We start from the raw sequence: 12,279 nt of genomic DNA, 5'->3' as shown, positions 1-12,279 counted from the left end.
GCGCCACAAGGGGGAAGCATGAAACCACTGCTGGATGTTCTTATCATCCTCGATGCGCTGGAAAAAGAGGGCAGTTTTGCCGCTGCGTCGGCAAAACTGTTTAAAACGCCCTCGGCGCTCAGCTATACCGTGCACAAGCTGGAAAGCGATCTCAATATCCAGATCCTCGATCGTACCGGGCACCGCGCCCGCTTTACCCGTACCGGGCAAATGCTGCTGGAGAAGGGGCGGGATGTACTGCACGCCGTGCGTGAGCTGGAAAAACAGGCCATTAAACTGCACCAGGGATGGGAAAATGAACTGGTCATTGGCGTGGATGATACCTTTCCGTTTTCGTTACTGGCTCCGCTGATCGAGGCTTTTTATGCGCGCCATAGCGTCACGCGGCTGAAATTTATCAACGGCGTGCTGGCCGGGTCCTGGGAGGCACTAATTCAGGGCCGGGCGGACATTATCGTCGGTGCACTCCATGAGCCTCCCCAGCTCAGTGCCTTTGGCTTTGCCTGTCTTGGTAAACTGGAGCAGGTCTTCGTAGTAGCGCCGCATCACCCCCTTGCTCAGGAAGCCGAACCTATTAACCGACGCGTTATTAAAAATTACCGCGCTATCGTGGTGGGAGATAATAGTTTGCCTGGCTGTGCGGTTTCGTCTCAACTGCTCGACGATCAAGAGGCCATCACCGTATTTGACTTTAAAACTAAACTTGAACTGCAAATAAACGGCCTCGGTTGCGGTTATCTGCCTCGCTATTTAGCCCAGCGCTTTATAGAAAGCGGAGCGCTAATAGAAAAGCAGGTTTTAGCACAGACCAGTGATGAGTCGGTATGGATAGGCTGGAATGAGCAAACTGCGGGGCTTGCCAGTGCATGGTGGCGGCAAGAGATTTTAGCAAATAGTGCTATTGCTGCAGTTTATGCAGCAGCTGGCGTCGAAAAATCAGCCAGTTAGATCAAATAAAGTTTTGCATGCCTTCGCAATCTATTGCATTACTGCCAGCAGATGGGGCAAAATGCCGCCGCTGCAAACAAATGAATAATCGACGATATAAAAGGCGTCGGTTATTTTTTTTTGCATGTACGAAACGAAACTAAAACCAAGAGGCCGGGCTTCGTACCGGATAGATATTTACTAAAATCCGACAGTTGTTGTCGCTGAGGAATAAACGAAATGGGGCAATTTTTCGCTTACGTGGCGGTTATCACCGTAAAGGAGATTAACTATGTCGCATAACGCAACTCCAAACACCTCTCGCGTGGAATTACGTAAAACCCTTACGTTGATTCCGGTTGTTATGATGGGCCTTGCCTACATGCAGCCAATGACGCTGTTCGATACATTCGGTATCGTATCAGGCCTTACTGACGGTCACGTTGCAACGGCGTACGCCTTTGCGCTGGTCGCGATTCTCTTTACAGCGCTGAGCTACGGTAAACTGGTTCGCCGTTTCCCGTCTGCAGGCTCTGCATACACCTATGCTCAGAAATCCATTAGCCCGGCTGTTGGCTTTATGGTGGGCTGGTCATCTCTGCTGGACTACCTGTTCATGCCGATGATCAACATTCTGCTGGCTAAAATTTACTTCGAAGCGCTGGTACCTTCTATACCGTCGTGGATTTTCGTTGTGGCGCTGGTGGCCTTTATGACCATCTCTAACCTGCGCAGCATCAAAACCGTGGCTAACTTCAATACCCTGATCGTTATTCTGCAGATGGGTATTGTGGCGGTTATCGTGGGTCTGATCATTTATGGCGTTTCCCACGGTGAAGGGGCAGGTACGCTCACCAGCACCCGTCCGTTCTGGTCTGAAGGGGCGCACGTTGTGCCGATGATTACCGGCGCGACCATTCTCTGCTTCTCGTTCCTCGGCTTCGATGGTATCTCCTCGTTGTCTGAAGAGACCAAAGACGCAGAGCGCGTGATTCCGCGTGCCATCTTCCTGACGGCGTTGATTGGCGGCCTGATCTTTATCGGTGCTTCCTACTTCCTGCAGCTGTACTTCCCGGACATCTCTCGCTTTAAAGATCCGGACGCGTCACAGCCAGAAATCATGTTGTACGTTGCGGGTAAAACCTTCCAGTGGGGCGTGCTGATCTTCTCCAGCGTGACCGTTCTGGCATCCGGTATGGCTGCACACGCAGGGGTTTCTCGTCTGATGTACGTGATGGGCCGCGATGGCGTGTTCCCGACGCGCTTCTTCGGTTATGTTCATCCGAAATGGCGTACCCCGGCATGGAACGTGCTGCTGGTCGGTGCGATCGCACTGCTGGCCATCAACTTTGACCTGGTAACCGCAACCGCGCTGATCAACTTCGGTGCGCTGGTGGCCTTTACCTTCGTTAACCTCTCGGTTATCTCGCAGTTCTGGATCCGTGAGAAGCGTAACAAGACGTTGAAAGACCACTTTAACTACCTGATTCTGCCAGTTTGTGGTGCCCTGACTGTGGGTGCACTGTGGGTTAACCTGGAAGAGAGCTCCATGGTTCTGGGTCTGATCTGGGGTGGTATCGGTCTGGTTTATCTGGCTTGCGTGACCAAAAGCTTCCGTAACCCGGTACCGCAGTACGAAGACGTTGCATAATCGATAGCGTTGAATAATAAAACCGGAGACATCGCCTCCGGTTTTTTTATATCTGAAATAACTAAAGGTTCTAACCAGGAACATTTGGTTATTTGTCCCTGCCCGGCGAGTCATTAATAATTTGCCTCCTGATGTTTTGCTGGCTTATTAATAATTATGCTTTCTATGATCTTTAGCGGACTCTTCTGCGGCGCGCTGCTGGGTTTTGTTATGCAGCGTGGGCGGTTCTGTCTCACCGGCGGTTTTCGCGACATGTACATTGCGAAAAACAACCGCATGTTTTATGCCCTCTTAATTGCTATCTCCATCCAGAGTCTGGGCGTATTTGCGCTCATTCAGATGGGACTGGTGCAGTATGATGCCGGCACCTTTCCATGGCTTGGTACCGTAGTGGGGGGCTATATCTTTGGCCTGGGTATCGTCTATGCAGGCGGCTGTGCCACCGGAACCTGGTATCGCGCTGGCGAAGGGTTGATCGGCAGCTGGATTGCGCTCTTCACCTATATGCTGCTGAGCGCGGTAATGCGTTCACCCCATGCGGATGGCCTTAATCAGGTGCTAAAAACTTACAGTACCGGGCACAACTCTATTGCCGAGACCTTTGGTTTCTCTGTCTGGCCGTTGATTGCGCTGTTACTGGTGGTCACGCTCTGGGCTGTAAGCAAAGAGCTGCGTAAACCTAAGCTTAAGGTCGCGTCATTGCCGCCGCGCCGTACCGGTCTTGCTCACTTGCTGTTTGAAAAGCGCTGGCATCCCTTTGTCACCGCCGTTCTCATTGGTTTGATCGCGCTGCTGGCATGGCCACTGAGCGAGGCGACAGGGCGTATGTTCGGTTTAGGGGTGACTTCCCCGACGGCCAATATTCTGCAGTTCCTGGTAGCCGGACAGAGCAAGTTCCTGAACTGGGGCGTCTTCCTGGTGCTGGGGATTTTCCTGGGTTCCTTTATTGCCGCGAAAGCCAGCCGCGAGTTTCGTGTACGCGCCGCAGATGCGCAAACCACGCTACGCAGCGGCCTGGGTGGCATGCTGATGGGAGTTGGCGCCAGTATGGCCGGTGGTTGCTCTATCGGCAATGGCCTGGTCATGACGGCAATGATGACCTGGCAGGGCTGGATTGGTCTGGCCTTTATGATCCTTGGCGTATGGACTGCGTCATGGTTTTTATATGTCCGTCCGCAACGCAAAGCGAAACTTGCGGCTGCGACGGCCTGATGAATAACAGGAGCTGTTATGGCGATTAAAAAACTGGATGTGGTGACGCAGGTTTGCCCGTTTCCACTGATTGAAGCAAAAGCCGCGCTGGCTGAGATGGCCAGCGGTGATGAATTGATTATCGAATTCGACTGCACGCAGGCGACAGAAGCCATCCCACAGTGGGCGGCAGAAGAGGGGCACGCGATCACAGATTATCAGCAGGTGGGTGATGCCGCGTGGAGCATCACCGTTCAGAAGGCCTGAGCCAAACACCCTCCCGGCCGCGGGAGGGCGTAATCAGACGATCTCCTGGGCGTATTGATAAAGCGCCTTCAGTAGCCCAAGCTTCTCGTTATTACCTTCATACTGACCGTAGAGCATCTCCAGCTCCTGGGCGTAAGCCTGCAAGAACTCAGGCGTAAAGACGTTGCGACGATGCTGCAGCCAGCGCGCCTGCTCGTCTTCATCCAGCGTGCCGGGAAAGTTACGGGCACGGTAATTAAAGATAAGCTTCTCTATACGCGCATCGGCAAAGGTCAAATCCAGCGCGGGCAGATTACGTGGTTCGGTTTGCAAAACGATGTTCATTGCCGCACGGTCCGCATCGCTGAAGAAGCCGTTATAAAGCTGGGCATCCACGTTATCTGATGGCGTAAAAGGTTCGGCTTCGGCGAAAATTGCCACCACTTTCTCCCGCACCTGGGGATTCTCGCGAAGCACCTTCAGATTATCCAGACAGCGCTGACGGTCGATACCCAGCCGGTCAGCATCTTCCGGACGCAGGGTATTCGCTTGCGCCAGTACCGGGCATTTATTGATATGCAGCAGCTTCACCGGCACGGCAGACTCGTCGCCCAGTTCATCTTTAGGCGTATAAAGCCGCTCGCGCAGGGTATCGCTATCTAGCTCCAGAAGGGGAGAGATGTCCCCCGCCAGGTCTACCATAATCACCGCGTTACGGTTTTCCGGGTGCCAGGCCAGAGGGGCTACCCAGCTGGTGTTACCCCGCCAGGCGCCAAACATCCCTGAGACATGGACCAGGGGTTTCATTTGCGGGACGTCGATGAGGGTAGTCAGTTTCTGCTTACTGCGGTGGCTCAGCAGATAATCGAACAGCTTCGGCTGGTGAGCTTTCACCAGCTTTGCCATGGCAATGGTGGCGTAAACATCCGCCATCGCATCGTGGGCATTACTGTGTTCGATACCGTTAGCACGGGTCAGATGCTCAAGTCGAAAACTGGGCAGCCCTTCATCGTTTTCAGGCCAGTTTATTCCCTGCGGACGCAGGGCATAGCATGCGCGCATCACATCCAGCAGGTCCCAGCGAGAGTTGCCGTTTTGCCAGCTCCAGGCGTAGGGATCGTAGAAGTTGCGGTAGAAGATATTGCGCGTCACTTCATCATCGAAGCGCACGTTGTTATAACCCACCACGCAGGTATTGGGTACGGTAAACAGATCGTGAATACGGCGGGCAAACTCCGCTTCGGTAACCCCTTTAGCGCGAGCTTCCTGCGGCGTAATGCCTGTCACCATCACTGCGCCGGGTTGAGGCAGATAGTCGTCTGCTGGTTTGCACCAGAACACTTCCGGCTCGCCGATAATGTTGAAGTCGGCATCGGTTCGGATAGCTGCAAACTGGGCAGGGCGGTCCAGCGACGGGCTGGTACCAAAGGTTTCGTAATCGTGGAAAAGGAAGGTAGGTTGTTTATCGGTATCTGCCATTGTTTCACATTATCCAAATTCGTTTATTAACTGCCTGTTACCACTCGAAAAACAACCCTTTCTACACCTGAGTTTGTCCACGAACGTTTAAAATGCCTCGATGTCCATGTGATTGAGCGTACAGGAAACGTACCAAACCAAACCACTCGTTCGAGCGTACCAAATATTATCTATAGGCATCGCAACTTATTCAGCATCCCAGTAATGGTAAACCATAATCGGGTCCACAAGAAGTGCCGATGCTGATTGGGCTTGAGGCCACATTTATAGTGAATGACCCGATTTCGATATTGGCATTAATGGAAAGGGAAATCTCGGTGGGGTGTTATTAATATATACCAATCTTTTGAACTCAAGAGGCTCTGCAGATTACTACTTAAATGCGAGACCGTTATCTCATTGGCGCAGAACCGCATACATAACGCCTCGATTTCTGATTCGGAATTATGTCAAAATTCTTCTCATACAAGGGCTATGATTATTTACCAGTTTACTATTAATGTTACCTCGCTGATAAATACTTATGAGGATGGTATGAAAATGTATTTTTTATATATAAAAGGCTTGATTAGCTTGCCCAACAAAGTATTCTATAGTATGGGGAATCCAGCCGGAACTTGTTATAAAGGCATATTGCCAGCTGTTTTATTAGATAACAAAAGCTAATGCTAATAGCGACGAATACTGCTGAGATAGTTCATGCCTGCTGTCAGGAGGGATTGCTCCGAATAAGTTTACACAGTGTTCAACTGGTTGTATTCGTGTGATGAGCGTTTTTTACATTTAAGATATCGCTAATCCTCAAAAAATAACCCTTACAAGATTGGTGTAAAAAAAGTAATGACCGTGCTTTAATCTATATTTGAAATTTATTACTGGATTTAAAGGTTTCTCAATATTAATAATCATCACTTGCATATGTTCATTGTATCCTTGCTTTCTGTTGCTTTTGTCTCTTGAGGGGAGGCTGGTTAATTAAGCAATAAGATATATAAACCACTCCATTTAATGCTTTATTATAAAGGGCTAGTGTTTAAAATGCTTATGAATAAGGTGAGTGAAACTGAAAATATATTCAGCTAATTAGATGTTAACCGACCTTTGATTCGGTCTTTCAGATGGCATGTAGATATATTATATTCATAAAATGAGGTGGGTTGACTTTGATTGAAAATTTCAGGATTTCTCTACCTCTGATTATATAGAAAATGGCGTGTTAACTTTTTGTTATAAGGGCTATGAAAATTGTTGAAGAAGAGATGACGGTTGTTGAGAACACTTATGACATACCCTCTAGGTATTAGCGCTTATTGAATGCAGGAGTTAATATCATCCATCATTTTTCTTTTAACGTAAATGATTGTAGTGCCATGATTTATATTCCAGGAAATTATCGGGTCGATATGAAATGTCTCTGCTGATATGGCCGATGCAAGCGCCATAAGTAACTTCTAAGATTAAGTGATAGCGCAGGCTCTTATGCGGATAGGTCCATTTTAAGCAGCCTGCGAATATTTTTTGCTCCATTTGCGTGAGTGGAAACAACGCGTCATAGAGTAGCGCTTTTAATATCGAGCCTCGGCTGTGATGTTTTTAGAAAAGCCATTCATGAATCTTTTCTCAATCCAAACATATGTAGCGCAGCATATGACGCATAGTAAAATGAATAACAGCACCACTACAGCTGCAGACGTTAGTGTATACATTTGGAGTTGGTATTGTTTAAGCATTATGAAAAAAGGGAATAATATCGGTCCCTGCATTATATATATGCTATAGCTAATCGTTCCAAGCCTCTTGGCTGACTTCATAGATAAAGAGCCAAAAATATCAGAACCGCAGGTTACGCATAGGAAAATTAAGGCGAGGAGAGGAGTCCCTGTGACGGAAAAAAAACCAGGTTCAGATACAAAAAGAACTAGCAATGATAGTAATGCTAATGAGCTGGCAACTTTGTTGTTTATCTTAACAATTAGGGACAATTCCTTACATAAAATTCCAAATGCGAAGTAAGACCAAATATATGCGTTTTGTGCATCTATCTGTGGAAGTAGATAAAAGCATAATGCGCAGCCGGCAATTGCGAATTCTAGGCCCTTATTTCTGAAAATGAACAGTAGAGGCAGTAAGAAATAAAATAACCACTCCCATTTCAAAGTCCATGTTACCCCAGCCATAGCAACTTTAGGGGTTTTGAAGTTTGTGAAATCAGGTCTAAGGTTAAATATAGAAGCATCAAACCAGGGAATAACATTTTTAACGTTGAAAAAAAATCCATCTGTTTGGTATGAGTATATTGTTACCATTATTACGGCAAGGAATGATGAAAATATAGCCATTGGCACTATTCGGAGTGCCCTTCCTCTGTAGAGTGACGCCCAGTCGATGCTTTGTTTATTGCGTATCTTGCCCCAAAAAAGAAATGCTGTGATCATGAAAAATAAAGCTACACCATACTTACCAAGTGCCCACAGGTAGTATTGTGATGGTGCCCACTTTCCTGTATCTATGAAACTATGAAAACAATCAATGTGATGCAAGACAACAAATGCAGCCAGATAAAATCTTAAGCCATCAAGACCAACAACCCTGCTAGGTGCGCTGGATTCTTCGTCAAGAAAACTGAAAAAATGTGCACGGAATAATATCGATACCGACAAAATAGAAGCAACAAAGATAAGCAAAAAATATAAAGAGTGATTCATCATAAAACTCACTAATAACGTTCCATCCGGTTAGTTAATGATGGTGTTCGGGCGCAGTGGCCAAAGAGTGTTCAGAGCATTTTGGCAGAAAAAGTTCAGCCTGAGTCAGTATGTGAGTCAACAAATTGAAAATTCGCATACTACCGAGCTTCTCGCACATCTAATATCTGAAATAATCAAGATCAAAGATATTAGTGAATTCTGAGAAATGGAGATTTTAGCAAACATTCTGGACTTAATCGACAGCTATAACAGTTGATATTGAATATATTTTGAGAATTTGTGTAGGGCATTACATGGGCAACATCTACGCTATACCAAGCGCCATTGACATTGTAATCAAAGGCGAACCTAACGGGGACTAAACTGTTTCAAAGCTGCACTTTTTAAGCAACGATTTTATAGTCAATTGGAATAGGCCTTTGTATGAAACCAATCAGGGGATCAAGCATTAGCTAAAGACCCTTAATTATAACTCCCGAAATGGAGGCGAGAACTGCTAGATCATGTTCCATAACCCAAACAGGGAGTTTTACGTTAGCTTTCAGTCACTGGTAGTAGCCTGATATTGAGCAGCGACAGTCGCTAGCCAGTTGCTGCCTGAGCGTTGCGAGTGGAGTCATAGAGATTGCCGACGGTCACGCTAACACCAAACCAGTATTAACATAAGGCGTTCATAACAAGCGATGTGAGTCAACAGGAGAGGAGGCTATGGTAGCGGCAGAAGCAATTGTTCGGATGACTGCTTTATCAACCGAGCGCTGTAGAATAATAATTATCAGTAATGTAAAAACCAGTCGGCGTGCCTTATCATATATCTAATAAAACACTCAAACGTTAAATCTCATATTGGTAGCGACTATAAGCAGTTAAGCGCTTAAAAATAGATCGTCATCAGCGCGGCAGAGTCAGACACCAGTAATACCATCCTGTTTGTAAGTCACCCTCTATAGGAAATCATCCGTTCAGGCATGCCGAAGAAAAAGCGGTCGAAAAGATGAAAATTGCGGACCTGCCACGCAAAAAAAATCTGCGCTCTGTCACATTTCATTGCAATTTATCCAGGTATCGACATCAGAACTTCCGTAAAAAGGTCAACGATTTTAAATGACCTGAGGATATACCGTTGAAACGCCGTCTGTTTATTGCAGTTTCTTTGCTCGCTGTAAGTATTTCATCCGCGCTGGCTGCCGACCCGATTGATTATGCGCCGCGACCGCCTGCTATACAGGCAGGATCATGGGTGTTGATGGATTATACGACCGGGCAAGTTTTAACGGCGGGCAACGAACATCAGCAACGTAACCCGGCCAGCCTCACTAAGCTGATGACCGGCTATGTTGTCGATCGCGCGATTGATAGTCACCGTATCTCTGCCGACGATGTGGTCACCGTGGGGCGCGATGCCTGGGCCAAAGGGAATCCCGTTTTCGACGGTTCCTCACTGATGTTTATCAAACCCGGCGATCGCATTACCGTACGGGATTTAAGCCGCGGTTTGATTGTCGATTCCGGAAACGACGCCTGCGTGGCGCTGGCCGATCATGTGGCAGGCGGACAGCCGCAGTTTGTGAACATGATGAACGACTATGTGCAGAAACTGAATCTGCGCGACACCCATTTCGAAACCGTGCATGGCCTGGATGCGCCAGGGCAGCACAGCTCGGCTTACGACCTGGCAGTACTCTCCCGCGCGATTATTCATGGTGAGCCGGCGTTTTATCACATGTACAGCGAGAAGAGCCTCACCTGGAACGGCATTACCCAGCAAAACCGTAACGGTCTGTTATGGGATAAAAACCTTGATGTTGATGGTCTTAAAACCGGGCACACCTCCGGTGCCGGCTTTAACCTGATCGCCTCTGCGGTGGATGGGCAGCGACGTCTTATTGCCGTTGTGATGGGTGCCGAAAGCCCGAAAGCGCGTGAAGATCAGGCGCGCAAGCTGCTGCACTGGGGCCAGCAGAACTTTGATACTGTGCAGATCCTGCGCAGCGGCAAGCAAGTAGGAACCGAGCGCATCTGGTACGGCGATAAAGAGAAGATTGCGCTGGGTACCGATCAGGACTTCTGGCTGGCGCTGCCGAAGGCGGAAGTGGCCAATATTAAAGCGCGCTATGTCCTGGATAAAAAAGAGCTTGAAGCGCCGATTGCTGCGCATCAGCACGTTGGCGAAATCGCTTTATACGATCGCGACAAAGTGGTGGCGCACTGGCCGCTGGTCACCCTTGAGCCTGTCGGGAAGGGGGGGATGTTCTCGCGACTGAGCGACTATATTCACCACAAAATATAACCTGCCCGCGAGCAGACTGGCGACTCTGCGAGTCTGCTCGCATAATAAACACTTCACGTTTGTCACACCGCTTTACACTGCTTTATAGTGTATGAATATACAGTGATAAAGGAGGCAGCATGGACTATAACATTTCGCATCAACCTAAACGTAAAATCGCGGGTTTTCACCTGGTCGGACCGTGGGAGCAGACGGTAAAACAGGGGTTCGAACAGCTTGTTATGTGGGTCGACGGTCATGACATTCCCTTACAGGAATGGCTGGCGGTCTATTACGATAACCCTGATGAAGTGCCTGCGGAAAAACTGCGCTGCGACACCGTCGTCCGCGTCGCCGACGATTTTACGCTGCCTGCCAATAGCGAAGGGGTGATCCTGACCGAGGTCGCCGAAGGCGAATACGCCTCTGCCACTGCCCGTGTCGAAAATCACGATTTCGCGACGCCCTGGAATCATCTGTTCGCCAGCTTGCTGGAGGACAATCGCTACCAGATCGCGCCAAAACCCTGCTTCGAGCGCTACCTGAACGACGGTAATGCCGACGGCTACTGGGATATCGAAATGTATATTCCGGTACAGCACAAAGCGGGTTAGTAACCTTTAGGCATAGAATCTAAAGGGTTTTTCTGCCGCAGACCCCTCTACGGCAGAAAACCAGTTACAATCAGACTTTATTCAATGGCTGGAGAGCGGGTGTGCGCCCCGATAAACCATTAACCTCGTCTGAAATTCGTCTCTATCGTCATTACCGCGTGGTGCATGGATGCCGCATCGCGCTGGCGTTTATCCTCACTTTCCTGCTTGTGCGCCTACTGCATGTGCCGGAAGGGACGTGGCCGCTCATTACCCTGGTGGTAATTATGGGGCCAATCTCTTTCTGGGGTAATGTGGTACCCAGGGCGTTTGAACGTATCGGCGGCACTATCTTAGGCTCGGCGCTGGGCCTGATTGCCCTGAAGCTGGAGCTCTATTCACTGCCCTTGATGTTGCTCTGGTGTGCGGCGGCGATGTTCCTTTGCGGCTGGCTGGCGCTGGGTAAAAAACCTTACCAGGCACTGCTGATTGGCATCACCCTGGCGGTGGTTGTCGGTGCGCCAACGGGGGATATGAATACGGCATTGTGGCGAAGCGGCGATGTGATACTGGGTTCACTGCTGGCAATGCTCTTCACGGGTATCTGGCCGCAGCGGGCATTTTTGCACTGGCGCATTCAGATGGCTAACTATGTGACGGCCTTTAACCGCGTTTATCAGGCCGGCTTTTCCCCTAATCTTGTTGAGCGCCCGCGCCTGGAAAAGCGCCTGCAAACCATCCTGAATGACGTAGTGAAAATGCGAGGTCTTATTACCCCCGCCAGTAAAGAGACGCACATCCAGAAGTCTATTTTTGAGGGGATCCAGACCGTCAGTCGCAATCTGGTCTGTATGCTGGAGCTTCAAATCAATGCGCACTGGGCATCGCGAGAGAGCCACTTTGTGATGCTAAACGCCCGTACCCTAAAAGAGACGCAGCAGATGACCCAGCAAACGCTGCTCACCATTGCCCACGCCCTGTATGAAGGCAATCCGCAGCCGATTCTGGCCAACACTGAAAAGCTGAATGAGATCGTTGCCGAACTGCGTCAGTTGATTAATGAGCATCAGAGCCAAAACGTGGCGGAAACGCCTATTCATGGCTATGTATGGTTGAGTATGGAGCTGGCGCGTCAACTGGAACTGCTTTCACACTTAATCTGCCGGGCGCTGCGCAAATAAAGCGCAGCCATCACGTTGAGTGATGTCTGCTGCT

Annotated in this window: 10 protein-coding genes; 8 read left to right on the top strand and 2 right to left on the bottom strand. The window is 49.0% G+C overall.

The window, feature by feature from the left end; all coding sequences use genetic code 11:
* Positions 1 to 18 precede the first annotated feature (18 nt).
* The 5 genes from B3B59_RS13830 to tsuB all read left to right on the top strand — a co-directional run bounded on the left by B3B59_RS13830 (position 19) and on the right by tsuB (position 4,036).
* On the top strand, positions 19 to 948 hold the full coding sequence (locus B3B59_RS13830) for a LysR substrate-binding domain-containing protein (RefSeq protein ID WP_040074930.1): 930 nt from the start codon (positions 19 to 21) through the stop codon (positions 946 to 948).
* A gap of 219 nt (positions 949 to 1,167) precedes the next feature.
* Positions 1,168 to 1,230, top strand: a complete 63-nt coding sequence (yoeI, locus tag B3B59_RS20505; protein WP_100245854.1) for a membrane protein YoeI — start codon at positions 1,168 to 1,170, stop codon at positions 1,228 to 1,230.
* On the top strand, positions 1,220 to 2,578 hold the full coding sequence (locus B3B59_RS13825; protein WP_046884827.1) for an APC family permease: 1,359 nt from the start codon (positions 1,220 to 1,222) through the stop codon (positions 2,576 to 2,578). Before yoeI ends, B3B59_RS13825 begins: the two co-directional genes overlap by 11 nt.
* 156 nt (positions 2,579 to 2,734) lie before the next feature.
* Entirely contained in the window at positions 2,735 to 3,790 is a 1,056-nt protein-coding gene (gene tsuA, locus B3B59_RS13820; protein WP_207292026.1) for a thiosulfate utilization transporter TsuA/YeeE, read from the top strand.
* 18 nt (positions 3,791 to 3,808) lie between these two features.
* Positions 3,809 to 4,036, top strand: coding sequence for a thiosulfate utilization sulfurtransferase TsuB/YeeD (gene tsuB, locus B3B59_RS13815; protein WP_040074933.1), 228 nt, complete (start codon positions 3,809 to 3,811; stop codon positions 4,034 to 4,036).
* Positions 4,037 to 4,069: 33 nt separating this feature from the next.
* Here the strand turns inward: tsuB and sbcB are convergent, their stop codons facing one another.
* Positions 4,070 to 5,494, bottom strand: a complete 1,425-nt coding sequence (sbcB, locus tag B3B59_RS13810; RefSeq protein WP_286809303.1) for an exodeoxyribonuclease I — start codon at positions 5,492 to 5,494, stop codon at positions 4,070 to 4,072.
* Positions 5,495 to 7,059: 1,565 nt separating this feature from the next.
* The gene (locus tag B3B59_RS13805) at positions 7,060 to 8,202 is read right to left on the bottom strand and encodes an acyltransferase family protein (RefSeq protein ID WP_286809525.1); all 1,143 of its coding nucleotides are present in this window, start codon (positions 8,200 to 8,202) and stop codon (positions 7,060 to 7,062) included.
* A 1,117-nt stretch (positions 8,203 to 9,319) separates the two neighbouring features.
* On the opposite strand from B3B59_RS13805, the gene dacD reads away from it, so the two are divergent.
* The 3 genes from dacD (at position 9,320) to B3B59_RS13790 (ending at position 12,245) form a co-directional block, all read left to right on the top strand.
* Positions 9,320 to 10,492, top strand: coding sequence for a serine-type D-Ala-D-Ala carboxypeptidase DacD (gene dacD / locus B3B59_RS13800; RefSeq protein WP_286809524.1), 1,173 nt, complete (start codon positions 9,320 to 9,322; stop codon positions 10,490 to 10,492).
* Positions 10,493 to 10,611: 119 nt separating this feature from the next.
* The gene (gene sbmC / locus B3B59_RS13795) at positions 10,612 to 11,085 is read left to right on the top strand and encodes a DNA gyrase inhibitor SbmC (RefSeq protein WP_286809301.1); all 474 of its coding nucleotides are present in this window, start codon (positions 10,612 to 10,614) and stop codon (positions 11,083 to 11,085) included.
* Positions 11,086 to 11,186: 101 nt separating this feature from the next.
* Positions 11,187 to 12,245 (top strand): FUSC family protein, encoded by a 1,059-nt coding sequence (locus tag B3B59_RS13790; RefSeq protein WP_286809300.1) that lies wholly within the window; start codon positions 11,187 to 11,189, stop codon positions 12,243 to 12,245.
* The last annotated feature ends 34 nt before the right edge of the window (positions 12,246 to 12,279 follow it).

It is taken from the genome of Leclercia sp. UBA2479, assembly GCF_002341985.1.
In the GTDB taxonomy this organism is placed as follows: domain Bacteria; phylum Pseudomonadota; class Gammaproteobacteria; order Enterobacterales; family Enterobacteriaceae; genus Enterobacter; species Enterobacter pneumoniae.
Note: the sequence above shows the minus strand (reverse complement) of the source record. Positions and strands in the feature narration are given on the sequence as shown.